Here is a 23,185-nt window from a genome sequence, read left to right as displayed (position 1 = left end):
TTTTCGCGCTTATGTCGTTGACAGAAGCGATTATTTTCTCTTTTTCATGCTTATGTCGTTGACAGAAACACCTATTTTCTCTTTTTCATGCTTATGTCGTTGACAGAAACACCTATTTTCTCTTTTTCATGCTTATGTCGTTGACAGAAACACCTATTTTCTCTTTTTCTATGCTTATGTCGTTGACAGAAGCGATTATTTTCTCTTTTTCATGCTTATGTCGTTGACAGAAACACCTATTTTCTCTTTTTCATGCTTATGTCGTTGACAGAAACGATTATTTTCAATTTTTGGCCTTTCTGAAACGTTCAGAAGCACGAAAATCCTTCATTTGCCCTTTCTGAAACGTTCAGAAGCATAAAAAACCTCCATTTGGCCTTTCTGAAACGTTCAGAAGCATGAAAATCCGCCATTTGCTCTTTCTGAAACGTTCAGAAGCATGAAAATCTTCTTTTTGGCCTTTCTGAAACGTTCAGAAGCATGAAAAACCTCTTTTTGGCCTTTCTGAAACGTTCAGAAGCATGAAAACAAGAAAATTATTTGCAAGATTACCATACAATCTTTATTTTTGTATGCAAATGAAGATTTACTTAACTTAGAAATTCCACATGGAACACAAGAATGATACGAAATGTCTCACAAGCTTACTCATGCTTCTTCAACTCATTATGCTTACGAGCAGTTGTACAAAGGCGCATGAGAAATTTAAGAACCTATGCCGTAAAACCTATGATGATGATAACACCAAAATTAAAATAAGAAACCATACAGAAAGATGAAAATCAATATTAAATATTTTTTGTTTGCATCACTGCTCATTGGACTTTTGAGTTGTGGAAAGCAATCTAAGAAAAAAGAGTCGGTAAATGCCAACGACACGATAGTGCATGCAAAAAGAGATTTACTGAAAGTGTATGACAAACAAATCCGAGCTTTTTATGAAGAACTTTCGGATGTAGGTATGGATGGTATTGAGATTATGCCCAGCAAACATCAAGTTGAATATACGGATATTGCCATTGAACTTATCTACGAAGCTCTGAAAAAGCATGGATACAGAGCTGTTAACAACGAGACAGCCCGTAAGGCTATTCTGAAATACTATGGTGTGGATATTTCTCAAAACAACAATGCCTTAGCCGAAGAAGGCTTTCGAACTTATATCTTTAAGAATGGAAATCCTACCGAACGAAGAAAGCAAACCAATGCAATGATTTCTGCTTCCTATGAGAAACCAAGCTATTTCTGGAATAAAACTATCTATGTGCCGAATTATAACTACATCTTTCCCCACCCTACTATTCATGAAGTTGTAGATATTAAAGGGCTACCCGATATCTTCGAAGAAGACTATGATGTGAGATTGTTTAAGACAGGAAAGCTCTATTATGACCTCAGTCGCAAAGAACCATATTATGAAAATGAATTTATTTTTCATGATAGCAAGAAAGCATTTGCGTGGCTGAAAAAAAATGAATGGGGATTTCTTACCAACCTATTACAAAAGTATGGTTATGACAAAAACGAGGAGATTAATAGGTTGCTGCTTGAATGGATGGTAATGGAATATGCCACTGTGGCGAAATCACACATCCTTGATGAGACCTTCGCCATCAAGAAAAAAACAAAATGGCCACATGTAGAAATCAGAGAGGGACTGCTGAAAAGTGTTTTGAAACTGCCTGCAAAAGCAGAAAACATCAAAATCAGTTCGCTCATGAATACCTATATAAAATATATGTTGCATGAAGACGAAGAAGATACGCCTAATTGGGCAAAAGAATTTAATAAGGAAGAACGCTATAAAGTTGCGGCATACCTATGTTATTATCAGTATAGATTTTGCAAAAAATTTGGCGTTGAAGAAACCGATCTCCTTGGAGAAGCCCTTTATAACGATACAGCATTCAGAGATTATATCGCCGATAAAAATTATTTTAATTTAGAAGGATATAAAGCGCTCTGTAACAAAGTTTATAACAATGTTGCAAATAGTGAGAAACTAAAAAACACTTACGATGAATAAGAAAATAACACTCTTGCTTGCTTTTCTACTCTTGGCATTGGTGTCGGGATATAGTCAAAAGAATGTGGCAAAGCAAAATCATTATAATTTAGCGATAGCAGCCATAAAGGCAAACAATCTTTCGGAACTTGATGCACAGCTCAAGCATATTAAAAATATTGATTCGCTGATAAGGAAAGACGAATCAACATCTTACACCTTACTTGGCTATGCATGTCTATACAAAAACAAGGCGGCAATCCAAAAGCTCATTGCACAGAAGGCAAACATCGACTATGCATATTCTGATGATATATACATTTACGATGCACTCTATATGGCGATTGATAATGGCAATTACGTCTTGACAAAGTATTTTATTTCTAAAGGTGCAAAAGTAAACCAGCCCTACACCGAAGAAGGCGAATGCCCATTAGTCTTTAGTTGTCTTACAAATAATCTTCCGATAACAGCATTATTACTGAGCAGTGGGGCTAAAGCAGATGGAATGGGAAACCTTGGCGCAGACTATACAAGCTACCCTATCATCATAGCAGTTGGAAACCGAAACAAAGCCATGGTTGAACTACTACTGAAACATGGTGCAAGAAAAAATGTGAAAGGTGAAGAAGGACTTACACCACTTGCTCTCGCACGAAGATTAGGATATACGGAAATTGTCAGACTATTGGAAAATAAAGCTCGAAAGAAAAAGATTTAATCCATATAAAAATAAGCTTTACCACCAACTGAAATCCAAGCCTACCTTTTATCATAAACAATTAGGATTAACAACTAAATCCACACAAAATGATTTCAGCGTAAGAATTCATTGAAGCTCAATGACATGTTTAGAAGTAAGAAAAAGGCGCAAAGTAAAGAACATAAATGCAGTTTTAAGGAAATAACAGAGTGATTTAGAATTAAATTCAACATTAATTAAAATTTTAACACGATATCCATACAACTTTGGCAATATTTAACTAATTTTGCATCATCTAAGTATTAACTGGGTTTATCCCCTCAAATTATTCATTAAATTTCAGTTAACAGTCATGCAAAAAAAATTGCATTTATTAATGGCGCTTATGTTGTTTTTTACAACATCCCTCATGGCGCAGGTAACCACATCAAGCATTAATGGAAAAGTTGTCGCAGGCGGTGAAACCGTCATCGGAGCAACCGTGACCGCCGTTCACGTTCCATCAGGAACAACCTATAATGCTGTTACCAACACCGATGGACGTTACACCATTCAAGGTATGCGTGTCGGTGGTCCTTACAAAGTTACGATTTCATATATCGGCTTTAAGGATGACAACCGCACAAACATTTTCTTAGCATTGGGTGAACCCACCGTTATCAATGCAGACATGAAAGAAGATGCTAAAACCTTGACCGAAGTAACCGTAACAGGACGCGCAGGACATGGTGGAAATGGTGCTACTTCTAACTTCTCTAAGCAAATGATTGAGAATGCACCAACCGTAGATCGTAATGTCTATGATGTTGCAAAACTATCTCCTCTTGTAAATAACAACAAGTTTGGAGGTATCTCTATCGCAGGAACCAACAACCGTTACAATTCTTTCCAAATCGATGGTATGGTCAGCAACGATGTGTTTGGTCTAACTTCATCTGGTACAAATGGTGGTCAAACTGGCGCAAATCCAATTTCAATGGATGCTATCGAGCAAATCCAAGTTGCAGTTTCACCTTTCGATGTTCGTCAAAGTGGTTTCACAGGTGGTGCTATCAATGCTATTACAAAGTCGGGTACAAATAAATTCACAGGTACAGCCTTCACATACTATACTGATGAAAACCTTTATGGTCGTTATAGCCAAGTCTACAAGAAAACACAAAAGCTTTCTGATGAAAGCACCAAAACTTACGGCTTCACCTTTGGTGGTCCTATCATTAAGGACAAATTGTTCTTCTTCACTTCATTGGAATATAAAAAGAACAGCTATCCTTCAACCTATTATGCTGGTGCACCAGGCTATTTCATGAACACACAAACAGCTCAGCAACTGGTTGACATTTATAAGAATATCACTGGTATTGAAGAATCATTTGAACGTCGCAATATCAATCAAGAAGCTACTTCACTCTTAGGTCGTTTAGACTGGAATATCAATAATAAGAACCACTTCACATTGCGTTATCAAGGCAACTTCTCTTATGCTGATAAGTTTGGTAATGGCAAACAGTCGTTCTTCTTCAATAATTCAAGTTATCGCATGAAGGACCGCACAAACTCTTTTGTTGCTGAATTAACTTCACACATCAGTAACAGTCTTTATAATGAGTTCCGCCTCGGTTTGACTTCTGTTCGTGATAAACGTGCTACTCCTTATTCAGGTCCTACACTCTATTTCAGCGGAGATAATTATACTGTCAATATGGGTACAGAATATTCTTCAGGCGTAAACTCACTTGATCAGGATATTTGGACCTTAGAAGATAACTTCTCTATTTATACCGGCAACCACAACATTACCGTAGGTACACACAATGAATTCTACGATATGAAGAATGGCTTTATCCAGGCAGCTTTCGGTAACTTTGCTTATAACTTCAACCAATTAGGTTCTGTTGATAGAGCTACACAGGTATTTACTCCAACAGCTGGAGGTTTCCTCAATAATCAAGGCATTATTCCAAACTCAGGCTATCAGATGAAATACTCAGATGAAGCCTTTACTGGCACAACACAATGGAGGACCCCATTCAAAGCTGGTATGGCTGGCATCTATGTACAAGATAAATGGGATATGTCAACAGCCTTCCAACTCACCTATGGTATCCGTTTCGATATTCCATTCTATAGCAACAAAATTTCAATCAATGACAAATTTAATGCTACAGACAATTGGGCTAAGACAGGAGTTGTGGTTGGTCGTCGCCCAGCCTCATGCGTAATGGTATCTCCTCGTGTTGGATTCCGTTGGTTTATGAATGAAGATCATACTTCATTACTGCGTGGTGGCGTCGGTATCTTCAATGGCCGTGCACCATTTGTATGGATTGAGAATGCATGGGCAAATACAGGTATGGAGATGCGCGGTATTAATATTCGCTCAAATTCTACAAGTCCGCTTCCTCCAACCTTCTTGGCTGATGGTGGAAAGACACCTGATCAAATTCGTGCAACCTATGGCAATGCAGGAGGTGTAAATCCAGATATCGTAACAATTGATCGTCATTTCAAATTTCCACAAGCTTTCCGTGCAAACCTTGCTTGGGAGCAACAGCTACCTTATGGCGTTAAGATGACTCTCGAAGCTCTCTATTCTCGCCAGTTGAACGCTGTTTGGTTCAATAACATCGCACTTCAACCAAATGGCGATATCTATGCAGTTGATGGCGTTGAAGCTTCAAAGACCACCTATTATAAGAGTAATCAGAACGATACTTACACTCTTAATGGCACAACAGGAAAGTACTATGCTAATTCAGTTATTAACTTGAAGAACATCAATCGTGGTCATAGTTATAGTTTGAGTGCTAAATTTGAAAAGAGCTTTGATTTCGGTCTCGACCTTATGGCAAGCTATACTTTCGGTCATTCCTATTCTGTTAATGATGGAACTTCATCTGTTGCAATGTCAAACTGGAAGTATTATTATTGTGTAGATCCTAATAAGGCTGACGTTTCTTATTCTATGTTCGACATGCCTCACCGACTAATGTTCCAAGCAGCCTACAATACTAAGCGTTATGGCAATGGTCGTTGGCAGAGCCATGTAACACTTACCTACAATGGAAACAGCGGACAGCGTTACAGTCTCACAATGAATGATAATGCAAGTGCTTCATTCAATGGTGAATATGCAAAAGGAAACACCCTTCTTTATATCCCAACGAAAGAAGAATTGCAGAATATGAACTTCGTTGATAATGTTGATCGCACAACACATCACATCAAAATGACAGCTGCAGAAAGTCGTAAGAACTTCGAAGAATGGATTGAAAACGACAAATATGCAAAGAACCATCGTGGTCAATATGCAAAAAGAAACAGCAATATAGCACCTTGGGAGAATCATTTTGACTTCCATTTCGCACAGGACTTCTTCTATGACAGAACACGTGGAAGCAAAGTTAGCCTCGTATTCGATATTCTCAATGTAGGAAATCTTATCAACAAGCACTGGGGTGAATACTACGCAAACACTTACAACGTGCCAGTTATCACCGTACAGGATGTGAAGAAGGTTGCAGGAAAGATGACTCCATCATTTATTTATGGTGCACCTCGCCTTGACCTCAGCGACTTCACAAGTCGTTGGCACATGCAATTAGGTCTACGTGTGACTTTCTAAAGGAACGAGAATAGACTGATTCACATATAAAAAAGGTAATCTTTTCAGAGATTACCTTTTTTTTATTAACTTTGCGCAAATCAAGAAGATAACGGATAAATATGATTATAGATTTCAAAGATATAAAAGAAGTAAAGATTAATGGTTTCAAAGGTGGGCAAGGTGAACTCGACACCCGCAACTTTGTCGATGAAAAGATAAAGATAATGAAAAGTATTCTCAAGCCTGGAGCCTGCAGTGGCCTACATACTCACGAAGGAAACTGCGAAGTAATGTATATACTTAAAGGCGAGCTCACCTATCATTACGATGGAAAAATAGAGGTGGCACATGCTGGACAAGTACATTATTGCCCAATGGGACATAATCATTATTTTGAGAATCGAACCAATGAAGATGTAGAATACTTAGCTATCGTTCCCGAACACCATTAATTTCAAATCTCATGAGCATAGTAATTGGCATAGACGTTGGTATTAGTACAACTAAGATTGTAGGCGTTGATGAACACGGAATTGTAGTAAATCCCTTCCGAATAAAGGCTACCGACCCCATAACTTCATTGTATGGAGCTTTTGGAAAATATCTTCATGACAATAAAATCAAGCTTGATGATGTCGAAAAGATTATGCTTACAGGAGTTGGTTCAGCCTATATTGATGAGAACATTTATGGTCGTCCAACGAGCAAAGCGCAAGAGTTTATTGCCGATGGACTTGGTGCTCGCTACGAAAGTAAGCTCAAACGCATGATTGTTGTCAGCATGGGTACAGGCACAAGTCTTGTAAAATGTGATGGAAATGACATCCGACACATTGGAGGAATCGGTATCGGTGGTGGAACACTACAAGGCTTATCACGCATCATGCTCAAAACAGATGACATCAAACAAGTAGCCAGTCTTGCAATGAACGGCGACATTTCAAAGATCAATTTACTGATTGGTGATATCAGTGCTAAACCGCTTCCAGGACTTCCTATGAATGCAACAGCAAGCCTTTTCAGTAATGCCAAGACCAATGCCACACGTGAAGACATCGCTATTGGCCTTATCTATATGGTATTACAAGCCGTTGGTTCCAGCACGATTCTTAGCAGTTTAGAAAGTGGAATCAAGGACTTTGTGCTCATCGGTAACCTCACACTACTCCCCCAATGCAAGGAAGTATTCCACGCTATGGAGAAACTTTATGGTGTACATTTCCGCATTCCGAAATACAGCGAGTTCTGTACAGCCATCGGAGCTGCACTTTGTTATATTCAAAATCGATAATTGACGCGCCGCGATACAATTCACGAATCATCACAATGAATAAGAAACTTTTCTCCTGTTTTCTATTTTTCTTATTGTTCATGCAATCCCTTTGTGCTCATCCTAAGCGCGAAGTAAGAGCTGTTTGGCTAACAACAATTGGCGGACTTGACTGGCCTCACAATTATTCCCAACAGAGATTATCGATGGAAAAGCAGCAACAAGAGTTGCGAAACATCCTCGATAAACTTCAAAAAGCAGGTATAAACACAATATTGTTTCAAACACGTATTCGCGGAACTGTAATCTATCCATCAGACTATGAACCATGGGATGGCTGCCTAAGTGGCATTCCTGGCACATCACCAGGATATGATCCACTCCAGTTTGCCATTGATGAATGCCACAAACGAGGTATGGAATTTCATGCATGGATAGTCACTTTACCTATTGGAAAATGGAATGGTTTAGGATGCAAACGACTTCGTCAACGCTTCCCTAACTTAGTAGTGAAGATTGGAGAAGACGGATATCTCAACCCTGAAAAAGGACAAACAGGAGACTATCTCGCTCAAATCTGTTCAGAAATCACCGAGCGTTATGATATTGATGGCATTCATCTTGACTACATTCGCTATCCAGAAACATGGAAAATAAAGGTATCTTCTGACCAAGGAAGAGCTTATATCACAGACATTGTTACAAAGATTCACGATGTTGTAAAAGGCAAAAAACCTTGGGTAAAGATGAGTTGTTCGCCAATTGGAAAGGCTGATGACTTAGCAAGATATTGGAGTCATGGCTGGAATGCCTACTCAAAGGTGTTACAAAATGCTCAATATTGGTTACGCAATGGACTAATGGATCAACTCTATCCCATGATGTATTTCAAGGGAAATAACTTCTATCCATTTGCCATTGACTGGCAAGAACAGGCACAAGGAAAGATGATTGTGCCAGGTCTTGGCATATATTTCATGTCGCCACGCGAAAAAGATTGGAACCTCGATGATATCACACGAGAAATGTTTTTCACTCGTTCTATGGGCATGGGGCACGCATATTTCAGAAGTAAATTCTTTACTGATAATCTTAAAGGGATATATGATGCTGCGCTAAACGAAATTGACCGACAACCTGCTTTGGTGCCCACTATGACATGGGTAAACGTAGAAAAACTACAAAAACCCACACTGATTATGGTCGAAAAGAATAGAATTGAATGGCAGAAACAGAACAATACGACTTATAATCTCTATAGCAGTCGCACTTGGCCTGTAGACATTTCAAAGGCTGAAAACCTTATGCTCTATCGACAAGAGACCAACAGTGTAGACATTCCTGATGACCCTTCACATTATTATGCGCTTACAGCTATGGACCGATATGGTAATGAAAGTGATGTGGTGCAATGCCAAAACCAGCCCAAAGCTAACCAAAGTAGCCTTATTCCCAATGATGGTAACCGCGCAATACTACCTAATTGGATAAATGAATGTGATGGAATTGTCATGCTATGTGATATTAATGGCATCCCTATTAAACGTCTACAACAGACGGGAAATGCCGTGAATATCAAACAGATTACTGATGGTTTCTATCAATTGAGAAGCCTTAACGCCAATGGAATTAGCCATAGATTAGGCTTTATTTTAGTGAAAAGATTTTAGCCGAAACATTTGGTCAATCAGCAAAAACAAATTAACTTTGCACGTAGATAGACTATTTTATAGCGATACCCAAGAAGGAAAGATATTGGGGGTTGTGTCGGTTTGATCGGGATACTCATCAAATAAATTCGAAAACCGAGAATGCTTCTCTTGTTAATGGCGGGCCACATAAATTCCTTCGGAACTAAGCCTTAAGGCCAGTGGATTACAAAGGCGGAGAGCACTCAACTATTGAAATGCTCGGAGTTTCATCACATCATCGAGCAACCCCTTTTTTCTTTTTGATTAAAAAGAATAAAAAATAAATTCATGTTTAGTGGAATTGTAGAAGAAATGGCTACGCTTGTAGCGATTACAAAAGATAAAGAGAACATCGACTTTACGCTTAAATGCTCGTTTGTTGATGAACTTAAGATTGACCAAAGCATTGCACATAATGGTGTTTGCCTTACCGTTGTAAGTTTAGAAAATGGCACTTATACCGTAACGGCAATGAAAGAAACACTTGATCGCTCCAATCTTCGCTTGTTAAAAGTTGGTGATCATGTGAACATTGAACGCTCAATGCTGATGAATGGGCGTCTTGATGGGCACATTGTTCAAGGCCATGTTGACGAAACTGCCAAATGTATTGGAATACGAGATGCAGATGGAAGTACGTACTTCACATTTGAATACCCACATAACGAGGCTATGGCTAAGAAGGGATACTTCACAGTTGACAAAGGCTCGGTTACCGTAAATGGCGTTTCTCTCACTGTGTGTGAACCTACAGATAACACGTTCACGGTAGCCATTATTCCCTACACACGGGCTAATACGAACTTCAAAGATATAGAAATTGGTAGCGTTGTCAATCTTGAATTTGACATATTGGGAAAATATATTGCGAGACTTCAAGCCTTGTAAAAGACTACTTGGCACACCACAAAATTGAAAATATATTTTCATAAACAACAAGTGGTGTGTCAGCTCCCGGTACCCCATGAAATAAATGATGAAGAAGAGACTTTTTGTTTGACGTATTTCACAGCTTCTTTTGACGCAGATTATTGCGCAATCAGATACAAATCACAACACGATTTGATAGAGATTGCAATTTAGTCTCTCATGAAGCACAGAACGATGAGATTTAGAATGACATACCAAGACATGAAACACACTAAATAATGTTAAGGTTGTCATCTACGTGTAAACCTTTTTATCTTTTGAGAAGTCTATATATTAGTAAACTTCTTTCATCTAATTAAAATTGCAATGAATTATGAAGAATATCACAAGAAACCTCATCATAACAGCTGTATGCATGGCTTTGCCAGCACAGCTTATGGCAAAAGACTGGACATTGAAAGCGTGTATTGACTACGCTTTGCAAAACAACATCACACTTCAAAAGAGCCGATTAAATCAATTGGCAGCCAAAGAAGATATCAAAGAAAGTCAAGCAGCCTTGTTACCATCACTATCTCTTGCGACTTCGCAAAACGTTTCCTACAATCCATGGCCTGAAACCAACAGCTATGTTGTTGCTGGAAACCGAGTTGAAACAAGTGTAGACAAAGCATATTATAATGGAGGTTATTCACTAAGTGCAAATTGGACCATCTGGAATGGCAATCGAAACCATAATCAAGTAAAATTGAACAAATTTGCCGAAAAGCAGGCCGACCTTGCCGTTGCAAGTGACATTAACACATTAACAGAACAAATTACACAGTTGTTTGTTCAGATATTATACTCTAATGAGGCTATAAAAGTCAATCAAGAGAGCCTTGCCACAAGTGCAAAGAACGAAGAACGGGGTAAGGATATGCTTGCCGTTGGAAAAATGAGTAAGGCTGATTTAGCACAACTTACAGCCCAACGAGCCCAAGATGAATATGCAATTGTTCAGGCAGAAAGCAACTTAAAAGAGTATAAACGCCAACTAAAACAGTTATTGCAACTAACAAATGGTGAAGCGTTTAATGTTGTTGTTCCCGAAACAACAGACGATATGGCATTGGAACTGATTCCAAATGTCAGCAGTGTTTACGAGCAAGCACTGACAACTCGGCCTGAAATTAAGAATGCAGAATTAAGCATTCAGAGCAGCGAACTAAACATAAAGCTGGCAAAATCACTTCGAATGCCTACCGTAGCAATGTCTGCTGGCATCAGCACTAATACCTCAACCATGAACAAAAATGGCTGGGATAAACAGATGAAAAATAACTTTGTGATTGGTGGAGGCATTAATATCAGTATACCGCTGCTTGACAATCGTCAAGCAAAGACAGCCATCAGCAAAGCAGAAATACAACGACAGAACAATATGCTTGATTTGAAAGACAAGCAAACAGCCCTCTACTCTACCATAGAGAACTATTGGCTACAGGCTAATAATAATCAAAGTATGTTCAAAAGTGCAAGAATCAGCACGGAAAGTGCAAAGGAAAGTTACGCACTTCTAAGTGAACAATTCAGATTAGGACTAAAGAACATCATTGAATTAATGACTGGAAAAGATAATCTTTTGAAGGCTGAACAAAATGAACTTCAAAGCAAGTATCTTGCTATTCTGAACATAAACATGTTGAAATACTATCAAAATGGTATGATAAAATAAGAAAAAGACACTCATTAACCACATAGAATTTATGGAATTGAATTGTATTATTATTGATGACGATCAACAAACAGTAGAGACGTTAAAAAGCTACATGGCAGACACGCCATGTGTAAAACTGACAGGAAGTTGCAGTAATGCTGTCGAAGCCATTAGGCTTTTACAGCAGAACGACATTCAATTGGCTTTCATCAACCTAAGATTACAGGAGATGAGCGGCGTTGAATTTTCAAGTATGCTGCCACGAAATGCAATCAAAATCTTCATGACCGACGACCGCTCTCTTGGCATAGAAGGCTATAAAGCCGATGCAGTAGACTGCCTATTAAAGCCAATCAGCAAGACAGCTTTCATTGAAGACATGCACAAAGTGCATGAAATCTGTGAACGCGAAGAGGAAATTCATGAATTGAAGAAAGACAGATTCCTGTTTGTAAAAAGCGATTACAAGGTATTAAGACTTGACTTTGACAACATCATTTACATTGAAGGCGTTAAGGATTATGTGAAATTTCACCTTGATAACGAAGAAACGCCTATCCTATCTCTGATGAACATGAAGAAACTTGAACATCAGATGACAGGTGATGAGTTTCTACGTGTACATCGTTCTTACATTGTCAATATGCGCAAAGTAAGGAGAATAGAACGTATGAAACTGATTTTCAGTAAAGGATCTATTCCAATCTCTGAATCATATAAAGATGAGGTGTTCCGCTTTGTAGACCATCACAGCATCGTATAAGACGCGAACATTTCAAATATCTAATATTTCAGACGGTTTCTCAACGAAGGTTTCACCACCATGTTCGATGAGAAACCGTTTGTCACGAAAGCCCCACAACACACTTATACAAGGCATTCCGCTGTTTTTTGCGGTCATAATGTCAACGTCACTATCACCTATATAAACAGCATTTTCACGACTAACCCCAAGCAAACGCAAAGCTTCATTGACAGTATCGGGTGCTGGTTTCTTACGTATATTCACGCGTTCACCAATGGCAACCTGTATCTTTTCTCCAAAGAAATGGCGTACAAGGTCTTGCGTTGCAGCATAGAACTTATTGCTAACAACGGCAATATGTTTATTGGCATCTAACAAATGCTGAAGCATTTCTTCAATACCAGCATAAGGATGCGTATGATCAAGGTTGTGAACCAAATAGTGTTGACGAAAATCTTCATAGGTTTTATCAAACAAAGGATTTTGAAGTCCATGAGGAATTGCACGTTCCATCAACTTCTTTACACCATTTCCCACAAACATTCTGACTTCTTCAAGGGTACGCTCTGGCATACCATTTACGCGAAGTGCATAGTTACAACTAAGTTCAAGATCAGTCAATGAATCTAAAAGTGTACCATCTAAATCAAAAATATAAGTTTGATATTTCATCATCCTAAATAAAATCTTTATTCCATAATCTTGCGAACACATCGCAGAAAACAGCAACCAGCAAGCCTATTAGAATTGCAAGACACTGTGATATCAATTGCAAAGGTAATAAAAAAACGTCATTCTCCTCTCATAGATAAAAAAAATGGTGTACCTTTGTGCGCGACATTCAATATAAAATGATGAAAAAAGAATTAAGAAAAAAGTACTTCATTCCCGCCCTTGCCTGTGTAACAGTCATATTAGGAGTGGTTTATTATTATTTCTTCTCTGACTTCTCAACGAAGAATAAGACTGAATATGTCTACATTGATAACGATGATAATGTGGACTCTGTATATCACAAACTCGAGCCATTTGCATCGAAACATGGGATGTGTGCTTTCAGAATGATGGCTCGCCACTTTGATTATGGCAAGAGAATCAAAACTGGTCGTTATGCAATTGATAAAGGTGATGGCGCATTAAAAGTCTTTCGACACATGAAGAATGGCCTACAAACACCGGTAAACCTAACGATTCCAAGTGTTAGAAGATTGAATCGATTAGCTGCAGAGGTTTCAAAACGACTCATGATCGATAGTACAAAACTCTATAAAGCATTGTCCAATGAAGATGTTTGCCGTAAATATGGCTACGATACAGCCACAATTGCGTGCATGTTTATCCCCAATACGTATGACATCTATTGGAATATTTCAATCGATAAATTCTTGGATCGTATGCAGAAAGAGAGCAAAAAATTCTGGAATTTCGATCGAATGCAGAAAGCAAAACAGTTAGGTTTGACTCCCGAACAGGTCATTACATTAGCAAGTATCATTGACGAGGAAACGGCTAATAATGCTGAGAAGCCTATGATTGCAGGCATGTATTACAACCGACTCATGTTGCGTGATGCCAAGTATCCACATGGAATGCCCTTGCAAGCAGACCCAACTATTAAGTTCGCATGGAAGCGTTTTGATCTTAAACGCATTTATAATAACTTGCTTTCTATACATAGTCCTTACAATACATATAAGAATCCAGGACTTCCTCCAGGGCCAATTCGTATTCCATCTGTAGCAGGTATTGATGCTGTTCTCAATCGAGTACACCACGACTATTTATATATGTGTGCAAAAGAAGATTTTAGTGGTACACATAACTTCGCTCGTACATACGATGAACACATGAAGAATGCAGAGAAATATTCAAAAGCTTTGAACGCAAGAGGAATCAAATGATTTAACGAATAAGCTTTTAGAAAAGTAAACAAAAATACCACTTTCTTCACAGAGAGCGGTATTATTCTCAATAGGTATTAGCTTTTTTAAGGTAAAAAGATTGTATTCAGGATAACGATTACAAAGGTAAGGCGATTTTATTCTATGTGCAAATATTTTTTTATGTTACTAAACATGTTTTTTGATATCTATGAGATGATTTTATAAAATAATGAAGAATAAGCTGCAAAATACATGATTACCTCATGCACAAGCCACAAGAAAAACACCTTTTTCCTTTGCTTTTCCAGCCGTTTACATTATCTTTGCAATATAAAATAAATAATGTTTCAACATCATGGCAATTAAAGAAGAAAACAACGAAGAAAAGAAAAGCATTAGTTTCGTAGAGCAACTTGTTGAAGAAGACCTCGCACAAGGAAAAAATGGCGGTCGTATTCAAACACGTTTTCCGCCAGAACCTAACGGCTATCTGCATATTGGACACGCAAAAGCAATATGCATGGACTTCGGTGTTGCTGAAAAATATAATGGCATTTGTAATCTCCGATTCGATGACACGAACCCAAGTAAGGAAAATAATGAATATGTTGAAAACATCCTTAACGACATTAAATGGCTTGGATTCAAATGGGGACAGATTTATTATGCTTCAGATTATTTCGAAAAGCTATGGGAGTTTGCTGTTTGGATGATTAAAAAAGGCCATGCATATATTGACCAACAGACCAGTGAAGAGATTGCTTCACAAAAAGGAACACCTACAACTCCAGGAACACCAAGCCCATATCGTGATCGCCCTATTGAAGAAAGTCTCGAACTATTCAACCAAATGAACACACCAGAAGCAGTGGAAGGTAGTATGGTTTTACGTGCAAAACTCGATATGGCAAATGCAAATATGCACTTCCGCGACCCAATCATGTACCGAATTATACAGACTCCACATCACAGAACAGGCACAAAGTGGCACTGTTACCCAATGTATGACTTCGCACATGGGCAGAGTGACTACTTCGAAGGCGTCACTCATTCTATCTGTACGTTAGAGTTTGTTCCTCATCGCCCACTATATGACAAGTTCATTGATTTCTTAAAAGAGAAGAATGGCACTGCAGACAACTTGCATGATAATCGTCCTCGCCAGATAGAATTTAACCGTTTGAATCTCACTTATACAGTGATGAGCAAACGAAAGCTTCATACTTTAGTTGACGAACATCTTGTAAATGGGTGGGATGACCCACGCATGCCGACATTATGTGGAATGCGTCGTCGTGGTTATAGTCCCGAAAGTATTCGTATGTTCATTGACTCTATTGGCTATACCAAGTTTGATGCACTCAATGATATGGCCTTATTGGAAGCCAGTGTGCGTGAAGACTTGAATAAAAAAGCTACTCGTGTCAGCGCCGTTCTTGACCCAGTGAGACTTGTTATCACTAACTATCCAGAAGGAAAGACCGAAGAAATGGATGCCATTAATAATCCAGAAGATGAACAAAGTGGTAGCCACAAGATTACTTTCTCAAAGAACTTATGGATTGAACGCGCCGACTTTATGGAGGATGCACCCAAGAAATTCTTCCGTATGACACTAGGAAAAGAGGTACGATTAAAGAATGCTTATATCATCATGTGTACTGGATGTAAGAAAGATGAAGCAGGGAACATCGTTGAAATTCAGGCAGAATACGATCCAGATAGTAAGACAGGAATGGAAGGTTCTAACCGAAAAGTGAAGGGAACTCTACATTGGGTATCAGTTGATCACTGTCATAAAGCAGAGGTACGCGAATATGATCGTCTCTTCAATATAGAAAATCCATCTGCTGATGAGCGTGATTTCCGTGAATTACTCAATCCAGAAAGTCTTAAGATTGATACGAATTGTTATGTTGAAGACTATGCAGCAAGTAGGAAACCTGGTGAATATTTGCAGTTCCAACGTACGGGATATTTCATGGCCGACGCTGATTCTACTATTGAACATCCCGTATTCAACAAGACCGTTGGACTGAAAGATACTTGGGCAAAGCAAAATAACAAGAAATAAACTCGCGTTGTAGGGCACACAAAAACATTGAATCATCAAGAGCATTTCGATAAAGAAGCTTTTCAAAATGTCTTAAAGCAATACGAACAAGCACGCAGGTCAGGAGAAGAGATATATCTTGACGCTGACGTGCTTACGGATATTGCCGACTACTATGACCATCATCACCAGACCAAAAAGGCTATAGAAACGATTGATTATGCCATTCATTTATTCCCAGGTTCAGTGTTTCCACTCGTCTTTCGAGCACGAATGGCGATGATGATTGAGGATGATCTTGAGGCAGCAAAGCGCTATTTATCAAACGTAGAGGATAAAAATTGCTTAGAGTTCTACTACACTTCTGCAGAAGTTTTGATTACAGAAGGGGCTCCAAAAGATGCAAATCAATACCTCTACAGCCATATTCCAGACGTAGAGGACGACGAACTTGACAGTTATTATATAGAGGTAGCTATTCTGTTTGCAGACTATGAGGAATTTGAAATTGCTGAAGAATGGATCAATCGATGCGAAAACCCAGACGATCCTGACTATTGGGATACTATGGGGCGAATTGAAATGGGACACGGTCACTTAGAAGAGAGTGAACAGATTTTTACTGATTTAATTGACAAAGATCCTTTTTCAGAACAATATTGGAATCGTTTATCCGCTTCACAACTACTGCAAAATAAGTTCTCTGATTGCATTATGAGTTGTGAATACGCTCTCGCAATCAACCCGAAATCGTCAGAAGCGCTCTTCAATAGAGGGAATGCACTCTACGGCTTAGGACAGAATGAAGAAGCACTGAAGTGTTTCAAGCAAGTCAGCGAACTTGCTCCAGAAGAACCTAACGGTCATCTGATGGAAGGAATGGTATTGGCTGACATGAAAGCGTATAGCAAAGCATTGCCTCATTTCTACAAGGCTGAATCCCTTTGTAAGAAGAACGACTATCTTCTTCTACAAATTTATGAGCAGCTTGCTTATCTACTTTCAAAGCAAAATAAACTCGATGAAGCCTTAGTCTATGTTGATCGATGCGAGCAAATCCCACCAGATGACCCGTTTGAACTATCATTATTACGTGGACATCTATATCTTGAACATAAAGAAACAGCTGAGGCGGCCAAAGTTTTTCATGCAGCTCTGATAAAAAGTAATAACACTCCAGAGCTTTACTTGAAAATAGCTGTATCGTTTCTTGACAATGGTTATACGGACTCAGCCTATGAAATTCTTAATTATATAGCTCATTCGACAGCATATACTCAAGTGCCTATATACCCTTATTTGGCTGTATGCTGCTTAGAATTAGGCTATAAAGAGGAATATGAAGAAGCCGTAAAAAAAGCTACATACTATTCACCCGTAGAGTCAAAAATTGTCCTAAGTCCATACTTTCCTGACAAAATGGAGCCTGAAGACTATTATAAATATCTTAAAAACAATAATAATAAACTCTCATGAACTGGTTATCAGCACTATTAGGAAACCTAAATTATGGTACAATCTTCCTATTAATGTTACTCGAAAGTACGGTAATCCCCGTCCCATCTGAATTTGTTGTATCACCTGCCGCCTATCATGCTGCAGGCGGAAATTTAGATATTTGGCTTGTCATTCTATTTGCTACAATCGGCGCTGATTGTGGAGCAACAATCAATTATGTTGCAGGTCACTACTTAGGTCGGCCCATTATCTATCGCTTTGCCAATAGTAAATGGGGGAAAATGTGCCTATTAAATCAACAGAAAGTAGAGAAAAGTGAGAAGTACTTCTATGATCATGGCATGATAGCAACGATTACCGGCCGACTGATTCCTGGCATCCGACATCTTATTTCCATTCCAGCGGGCTTAGCAAAGATGAATTATTGGAAATTCCTTCTTTACACTACAATTGGTGCTGGCGCCTGGAACTGCATTCTGGCAGCACTTGGTTGGTATCTTCATTCTGCTGTACCAGAAGATCAACTCACGGAAAAGATTGCTGAATATGGTGAGTATATCAAGGTCTTCATATTGATTGTAGTGATTATTGCCTTTGTTTATTTTGTCTTGAAATGGTATTTTAAGCGCAAGAAACAAGCCAAACTATAAATACCTCTCAACCAAAACATATCATCAAATAGAATATAAAACAAAAAAGACAATCTCTAATTGAGATTGTCTTTGTGTCGGGGCGACAGGATTCGAACCTGCGGCCGCCTGGTCCCAAACCAGGAGCGCTACCGGGCTGCGCTACACCCCGCTGCATGAAGAGTTAGATATTAAAAGTCGGGGCGACAGGATTCGAACCTGCGGCCGCCTGGTCCCAAACCAGGAGCGCTACCGGGCTGCGCTACACCCCGCTTTATATCCGTTTCTCTTTTGCGTCTGCAAAGGTAATATTTTTATTTTATGTGACCAAATAAAATCATTACTTTTTATTTTATGTAGTAACAAAAAGGGCTACATTTTTTATGTAGCCCCTCTTTTATCACTTATAAAGAATATGCTCTTATTTAATAATTCCCTGTTCAACAAAAATCTTTTTTAGTGCTTGAACACCACGTTCAACCTCATCCTTAGTATGGTTTGCCATAAGTGCAAAACGCACTAAAGTATCTTGAGGAGCACAAGCTGGAGGAATTACTGGGTTGATAAATACTCCCGCATCAAAGGCAAGCTTCGTTACAAGGAATGTCTTTTCAACGTCATGTACATACAATGGAATGATAGGACTTTCTGTTTCACCAATCTCAAAGCCTTCTTCACGGAAACGATCCAAAGCATATCGTGTTACTTCCCAAAGGTGCTCGATAAGTTCCGGCTCATTCTGAATGATATGGAGAGCCTCCAATGCTGCTGCTGTTGCAGCTGGAGTATTTGATGCACTAAAGATATACGTACGACAAGTATGGCGTAAGAAATTGATAGTATCCTTGTCTCCTGCGATGAATCCACCAATAGAAGCCAAACTCTTTGAGAATGTTCCCATGATAAGATCAACCTCGTCTGTCAGTCCGAAATGGTCACATACGCCACGTCCTTGCTTTCCAAACACGCCCAAGCCATGTGCTTCGTCCACCATTACCGAGCAATTATACTTGCGTTTCAATGCAACTATCTCTGGCAACTTAGCCAAATCACCTTCCATAGAGAACACACCATCAACCACAATCAGCTTGATTGCGTCATGAGGAAGCGCTTTTAACACGCGTTCCAAGTCCTCCATGTCGTTATGCTTATAATGAAGTTGGCGCGCAAAAGAAAGTCTACGACCATCAACAATACTTGCATGATCACGATCATCACAGATAATATAGTCGCCTTTACCTACCACTTGTGCCAATACACCCTGGTTAACAGAGAAACCAGTTGAGAAGCAAAGTGTATCATCCTTATGCATAAATTCGGCCAATTCCTTTTCCAATTGCACATGGATATCAAGAGTTCCGTTCAAGAAACGACTTCCTGCACAGCCTGAACCGTATTTATCTAATGCGCGTTTTGCGGCATCTATCACACGTTTGTCACCGGTTAAGCCTGTATAAGCATTTGAACCAAACATCAAAACCTTGTGACCAGTCATTTCAACTTCTGTACCCTGCTTACTGGTTATAGCGCGAAAATATGGGTATACGCCTGCCTCTATATACTTTTGAGGCTCACGATAATTCTTGTATCTTTCTTGTAATTGTCCCATTTTAATAGGTGTAGAAAACTACTTTTAATACTAATAGGCTGCAAAGATACAAAAAAACGGCAATATAGTATACTTTTTCAAAAGAAATATGCGATTTAATCAAATTATAAAGCATATCTGATGGTTGTAAAATGTAAATGATTATCTTTGCAGAAGAGAAATCTTTGTATGGTTGCAACCATTCAAAATAGATTAACGATAGCTGAAGAAAACAATCTCAAAAATAGCTTATCTCAGCGCAAAAAGACTTGGAATGAGTATCTACTCAACCAAATCACAAGAGAATTAAAGACACTACAACCCACGATTTGAAAGTTCTTTTCATGTGGAAAACATATTTCTCTTTCAAAAACAAAAAGCACTAATGGAGAAAAAAAAGATTATTTTCATTATGAACCCTATTTCGGGAACTGCCAGCAAGGCCGGGATTCCGAAACTCATTGAGCGATATCTTGACACCAACAAATTCGATTATGAGATTAAACTCACCGAGTATGCAGGCCATGCAGCTGAACTTGCGGCAGAAGCAAAAGACAATCATACAGATATTGTTGTTGCAGTGGGCGGCGATGGCACGGTGAACGAGGTGGCACGCGCTATTGTTCAATCATCTACAGCCTTAGGAATCATTCCATGTGGTTCAGGAAATGGTCTTGCACGTCACCTGTTATTACCTCTCAATTTGGCTAAATCTATCGAGATTATCAACGCTGCAGAAGTTCATCAACTCGATTACGGCGTCATCAACGAACATCCATTTTTCTGCACCTGCGGTATGGGATTTGATGCCTTTATCAGTCATAAGTTTGCGGAAGCAGGTAAGCGTGGCCCGATAACTTATGTAGAAAATGTATTAAAAGCAGGCCTCAACTATAAGCCCGAAACCTACGAAATATACGATGAAAATGGTGCAACAAAACTCAAAGCCTTCCTCATCTCATGTGCAAATGCATCACAATATGGAAACAATGCCTATATTGCACCACAGGCTTCAATGAGTGATGGGCTCATGGATGTTATTGTAATGGAACCTTTCGATGCTTTCGAAGCAACACAAATCAGCATTGATATGTTCAACAAAACCCTTGACAAGAACTCTAAAATCAAGAGTTTTCGCACCAAACAGCTACGCGTTCATCGTAACAATCCTGGTTATATACATTTTGATGGCGACCCTGCCATGACGGGAGAAGACATTGAAATCAAACTGATTGAAAAAGGAATAAAAGTTATTGTTAATCCTTTCGCTGACAAACGTAGGCGCAAACCCAACACGCTCCAAAATGCAGCAGCAGATATTTTCAATCAACTCAACGACCTACGCTCTGACATCAACCGCCAAGGACGACGCATTAAGGCACTCAATAAAATGATGCTTAGGAAACTAAACTTATAAGATTATCAGCTGTCTCCTACCCTATTTCAACTCACAAACAATGAATTGAACTTCAAGAAATAAAGAAAACATCCCACGATTTGTAACCTAACTATAGATTATTACAGGCATAGACCTAATTTCTATGCCTGTAATAGTTTATGAAAGAAACACCTTATTTCGACATACTGAAACCAAACGGATTCATGTGTTAAATTTCATCATTTAATTTTACGATATATTTCAAAACACAATTAGATTTAGACCAACAAACGAAGTTGTATAAAACAAGCCTACTTTTCATGCATTTGCAAATTACTTTATATCAATCTGTTAGCAAGAGAGAGATAATATCATCCAACGATACCCCTTAAATCACACCACAAACTGCACTATTTTACATAGTAAACACCGCCATTTTGGAAGGGGAAATGACGCAAATGGAAACACGATATGCCCCATTTTGCATTTAGCAATCATCCAAAACTAAAGAAACTTTGCTTAGAAACACATCATCACACTTATTTTTCCACCTTACAAGCGCACAATATTACTATTCCAAAGTGTTAAAAATCATCTCCTTATTTTACAATATTTATTCATCAAAACAAATGAATTATACAAAAGGAATATAAGGAACCTACATTAACAAGAGTACAAAACACGTATTCATTTACCTACATAGCCCATGTAAAAGACACGTATTATGTTTGAAATGAAAAGGAAACATGAAGGAGTTTTGAAAGAAAACGATGTACAAAAACACCAATAAGAGCTTACAAATAGAAATCAGCAGTAAGCCGTTGATACCAATCCGACCGTTCACCTTGTTGCATCAAACAAACAGTTTGCATCTCATTAGATGAGACACCAGCCTTTTGAAACTCTAACATGAAACGTTTTACGGGTTTTCGTTCGACTGTCTTTATTGCACAAACACGTATCAAAGAGAGATTCATGAAGGTTGCTTCAGCCACAAAATCCGATTGACATTCAGCTGGAATAATGGCAGAAAATCGCCCCGTTTCAGTTAGTAGACGTTTCACTTCTGTAAAAAGCGCCTCATAAGATAACGTTGCTGTGTGGCGTGCAACACTGCGTTTTTCATCAGGATTTGGTAGTGAATTGACAAAAAAGGGAGGGTTGCTAACAATACAATCAAAGCAATTCTCACCATCAAACTGCTGCAAGGAGGTGTGCATAACACGCACACGAGTGGCAAAAGGACTATTCTCCACGTTTTCTTTTGCTTGTAAACAGGCTTCTTCATCAATGTCAATAGCCACAATTTCAGCCTCAGGAAAGCGCTGGGCCATCATCATTGCAATCAGTCCTGTGCCTGTTCCGATATCAAGCAAACGCTTTCCACCACGCGACCATGCACCCAAGAGCACCCCATCGGTGCCAACCTTCATTGCACACTGGTCGTGATGAACAGAAAACTGCTTAAATTTGAAAACATTGTTACTCATACTTCTTGATATATAAACGTTGAAAATCGCCTAATATTTTATCGTTTTTACGGATTTACACATTAATAATTGCTTTTTATACCGACGTTTGCCAGTTTCTGATGAAAAAAGCGTAT

The 23,185-nt window shown here is 38.8% G+C and carries 17 protein-coding genes and 2 tRNA genes; 14 read left to right on the top strand and 5 right to left on the bottom strand.

Features of this window, described 5'->3' with window-relative positions:
* Positions 1 to 775 precede the first annotated feature (775 nt).
* From HMPREF9145_RS05405 to HMPREF9145_RS05365, 9 genes are all read left to right on the top strand, one after another.
* Positions 776 to 2,026 (top strand): hypothetical protein, encoded by a 1,251-nt coding sequence (locus tag HMPREF9145_RS05405; RefSeq protein ID WP_021825339.1) that lies wholly within the window; start codon positions 776 to 778, stop codon positions 2,024 to 2,026.
* The gene (locus HMPREF9145_RS05400; RefSeq protein ID WP_021825315.1) at positions 2,019 to 2,726 is read left to right on the top strand and encodes an ankyrin repeat domain-containing protein; all 708 of its coding nucleotides are present in this window, start codon (positions 2,019 to 2,021) and stop codon (positions 2,724 to 2,726) included. The genes HMPREF9145_RS05405 and HMPREF9145_RS05400 overlap by 8 nt, the downstream gene beginning before the upstream one ends.
* A gap of 334 nt (positions 2,727 to 3,060) precedes the next feature.
* On the top strand, positions 3,061 to 6,333 hold the full coding sequence (locus tag HMPREF9145_RS05395; protein WP_036906715.1) for an outer membrane beta-barrel protein: 3,273 nt from the start codon (positions 3,061 to 3,063) through the stop codon (positions 6,331 to 6,333).
* Between the two features lie 101 nt (positions 6,334 to 6,434).
* A complete protein-coding gene (locus HMPREF9145_RS05390; RefSeq protein WP_021825324.1) occupies positions 6,435 to 6,767 on the top strand; it encodes a cupin domain-containing protein in 333 nt (110 codons plus the stop codon).
* Positions 6,768 to 6,778: 11 nt separating this feature from the next.
* Positions 6,779 to 7,606: a type II pantothenate kinase gene (gene coaW / locus HMPREF9145_RS05385; RefSeq protein ID WP_007133999.1), complete on the top strand. Its 828-nt coding sequence runs from the start codon at positions 6,779 to 6,781 to the stop codon at positions 7,604 to 7,606.
* A gap of 35 nt (positions 7,607 to 7,641) precedes the next feature.
* Entirely contained in the window at positions 7,642 to 9,255 is a 1,614-nt protein-coding gene (locus HMPREF9145_RS05380; protein WP_036906713.1) for a glycoside hydrolase family 10 protein, read from the top strand.
* A gap of 309 nt (positions 9,256 to 9,564) precedes the next feature.
* Entirely contained in the window at positions 9,565 to 10,164 is a 600-nt protein-coding gene (locus tag HMPREF9145_RS05375) for a riboflavin synthase (RefSeq protein ID WP_021825319.1), read from the top strand.
* Positions 10,165 to 10,519: 355 nt separating this feature from the next.
* Positions 10,520 to 11,863 carry a TolC family protein gene (locus tag HMPREF9145_RS05370; RefSeq protein WP_021825330.1) on the top strand — a complete coding sequence of 448 codons (1,344 nt, stop codon included), beginning with the start codon at positions 10,520 to 10,522 and terminating at the stop codon, positions 11,861 to 11,863.
* A 31-nt stretch (positions 11,864 to 11,894) separates the two neighbouring features.
* The gene (locus HMPREF9145_RS05365; protein WP_007134004.1) at positions 11,895 to 12,608 is read left to right on the top strand and encodes a LytR/AlgR family response regulator transcription factor; all 714 of its coding nucleotides are present in this window, start codon (positions 11,895 to 11,897) and stop codon (positions 12,606 to 12,608) included.
* Between the two features lie 12 nt (positions 12,609 to 12,620).
* Here HMPREF9145_RS05365 and HMPREF9145_RS05360 read toward each other — a convergent pair whose 3' ends face one another.
* The gene (locus tag HMPREF9145_RS05360; RefSeq protein ID WP_036906730.1) at positions 12,621 to 13,262 is read right to left on the bottom strand and encodes an HAD family hydrolase; all 642 of its coding nucleotides are present in this window, start codon (positions 13,260 to 13,262) and stop codon (positions 12,621 to 12,623) included.
* A gap of 182 nt (positions 13,263 to 13,444) precedes the next feature.
* Here HMPREF9145_RS05360 and mltG point away from each other — a divergent pair, with 182 nt between their 5' ends.
* The 4 genes from mltG to HMPREF9145_RS05340 all read left to right on the top strand — a co-directional run bounded on the left by mltG (position 13,445) and on the right by HMPREF9145_RS05340 (position 18,634).
* Entirely contained in the window at positions 13,445 to 14,491 is a 1,047-nt protein-coding gene (mltG, locus tag HMPREF9145_RS05355; RefSeq protein ID WP_036906727.1) for an endolytic transglycosylase MltG, read from the top strand.
* A 337-nt stretch (positions 14,492 to 14,828) separates the two neighbouring features.
* Positions 14,829 to 16,547, top strand: coding sequence for a glutamine--tRNA ligase/YqeY domain fusion protein (locus HMPREF9145_RS05350; protein ID WP_021825301.1), 1,719 nt, complete (start codon positions 14,829 to 14,831; stop codon positions 16,545 to 16,547).
* A gap of 27 nt (positions 16,548 to 16,574) precedes the next feature.
* The gene (locus tag HMPREF9145_RS05345) at positions 16,575 to 18,002 is read left to right on the top strand and encodes a tetratricopeptide repeat protein (protein ID WP_021825329.1); all 1,428 of its coding nucleotides are present in this window, start codon (positions 16,575 to 16,577) and stop codon (positions 18,000 to 18,002) included.
* Entirely contained in the window at positions 17,999 to 18,634 is a 636-nt protein-coding gene (locus HMPREF9145_RS05340; RefSeq protein WP_021825300.1) for a DedA family protein, read from the top strand. The genes HMPREF9145_RS05345 and HMPREF9145_RS05340 overlap by 4 nt, the downstream gene beginning before the upstream one ends.
* Before the next feature lie 77 nt (positions 18,635 to 18,711).
* On the opposite strand, the gene HMPREF9145_RS05335 is transcribed toward HMPREF9145_RS05340, so the two are convergent.
* The 3 genes from HMPREF9145_RS05335 to spt all read right to left on the bottom strand — a co-directional run bounded on the left by HMPREF9145_RS05335 (position 18,712) and on the right by spt (position 20,222).
* Positions 18,712 to 18,785: transfer RNA gene (locus HMPREF9145_RS05335), tRNA-Pro, on the bottom strand.
* Positions 18,786 to 18,811: 26 nt separating this feature from the next.
* Positions 18,812 to 18,885: transfer RNA gene (locus tag HMPREF9145_RS05330), tRNA-Pro, on the bottom strand.
* 149 nt (positions 18,886 to 19,034) lie between these two features.
* A complete protein-coding gene (gene spt, locus HMPREF9145_RS05325; RefSeq protein ID WP_021825307.1) occupies positions 19,035 to 20,222 on the bottom strand; it encodes a serine palmitoyltransferase in 1,188 nt (395 codons plus the stop codon).
* Positions 20,223 to 20,586: 364 nt separating this feature from the next.
* Between spt and HMPREF9145_RS05320 the strand changes: the two genes are divergently transcribed.
* Positions 20,587 to 21,618 (top strand): diacylglycerol/lipid kinase family protein, encoded by a 1,032-nt coding sequence (locus HMPREF9145_RS05320; protein WP_021825335.1) that lies wholly within the window; start codon positions 20,587 to 20,589, stop codon positions 21,616 to 21,618.
* Between the two features lie 755 nt (positions 21,619 to 22,373).
* Here the strand turns inward: HMPREF9145_RS05320 and HMPREF9145_RS05315 are convergent.
* Positions 22,374 to 23,069, bottom strand: coding sequence for a tRNA1(Val) (adenine(37)-N6)-methyltransferase (locus tag HMPREF9145_RS05315; RefSeq protein WP_021825334.1), 696 nt, complete (start codon positions 23,067 to 23,069; stop codon positions 22,374 to 22,376).
* Between the last annotated feature and the right edge of the window lie 116 nt (positions 23,070 to 23,185).

The sequence above is a fragment of the Segatella salivae F0493 genome (assembly GCF_000477535.1).
Lineage (GTDB): Bacteria > Bacteroidota > Bacteroidia > Bacteroidales > Bacteroidaceae > Prevotella > Prevotella salivae.
The sequence above is the reverse complement of the archived record's forward strand: the minus strand, read 5'-3'. Positions and strand labels throughout refer to the sequence as shown.

What these genes read in the sequence shown, in the direction of transcription:
- HMPREF9145_RS05390 (WP_021825324.1), top strand. Translation starts at nt 6,435, where the DNA reads ATGATTATAGATTTCAAAGATATAAAAGAAGTAAAGATTAATGGTTTC.
- HMPREF9145_RS05375 (WP_021825319.1), top strand. Translation starts at nt 9,565, where the DNA reads ATGTTTAGTGGAATTGTAGAAGAAATGGCTACGCTTGTAGCGATTACA.
- spt (WP_021825307.1), bottom strand. Translation starts at nt 20,222, where the DNA reads ATGGGACAATTACAAGAAAGATACAAGAATTATCGTGAGCCTCAAAAG.
- HMPREF9145_RS05370 (WP_021825330.1), top strand. Translation starts at nt 10,520, where the DNA reads ATGAAGAATATCACAAGAAACCTCATCATAACAGCTGTATGCATGGCT.
- HMPREF9145_RS05320 (WP_021825335.1), top strand. Translation starts at nt 20,587, where the DNA reads ATGGAGAAAAAAAAGATTATTTTCATTATGAACCCTATTTCGGGAACT.
- HMPREF9145_RS05405 (WP_021825339.1), top strand. Translation starts at nt 776, where the DNA reads ATGAAAATCAATATTAAATATTTTTTGTTTGCATCACTGCTCATTGGA.
- HMPREF9145_RS05400 (WP_021825315.1), top strand. Translation starts at nt 2,019, where the DNA reads ATGAATAAGAAAATAACACTCTTGCTTGCTTTTCTACTCTTGGCATTG.
- coaW (WP_007133999.1), top strand. Translation starts at nt 6,779, where the DNA reads ATGAGCATAGTAATTGGCATAGACGTTGGTATTAGTACAACTAAGATT.
- HMPREF9145_RS05360 (WP_036906730.1), bottom strand. Translation starts at nt 13,262, where the DNA reads ATGAAATATCAAACTTATATTTTTGATTTAGATGGTACACTTTTAGAT.
- HMPREF9145_RS05315 (WP_021825334.1), bottom strand. Translation starts at nt 23,069, where the DNA reads ATGAGTAACAATGTTTTCAAATTTAAGCAGTTTTCTGTTCATCACGAC.
- mltG (WP_036906727.1), top strand. Translation starts at nt 13,445, where the DNA reads ATGAAAAAAGAATTAAGAAAAAAGTACTTCATTCCCGCCCTTGCCTGT.
- HMPREF9145_RS05380 (WP_036906713.1), top strand. Translation starts at nt 7,642, where the DNA reads ATGAATAAGAAACTTTTCTCCTGTTTTCTATTTTTCTTATTGTTCATG.
- HMPREF9145_RS05395 (WP_036906715.1), top strand. Translation starts at nt 3,061, where the DNA reads ATGCAAAAAAAATTGCATTTATTAATGGCGCTTATGTTGTTTTTTACA.
- HMPREF9145_RS05340 (WP_021825300.1), top strand. Translation starts at nt 17,999, where the DNA reads ATGAACTGGTTATCAGCACTATTAGGAAACCTAAATTATGGTACAATC.
- HMPREF9145_RS05365 (WP_007134004.1), top strand. Translation starts at nt 11,895, where the DNA reads ATGGAATTGAATTGTATTATTATTGATGACGATCAACAAACAGTAGAG.
- HMPREF9145_RS05350 (WP_021825301.1), top strand. Translation starts at nt 14,829, where the DNA reads ATGGCAATTAAAGAAGAAAACAACGAAGAAAAGAAAAGCATTAGTTTC.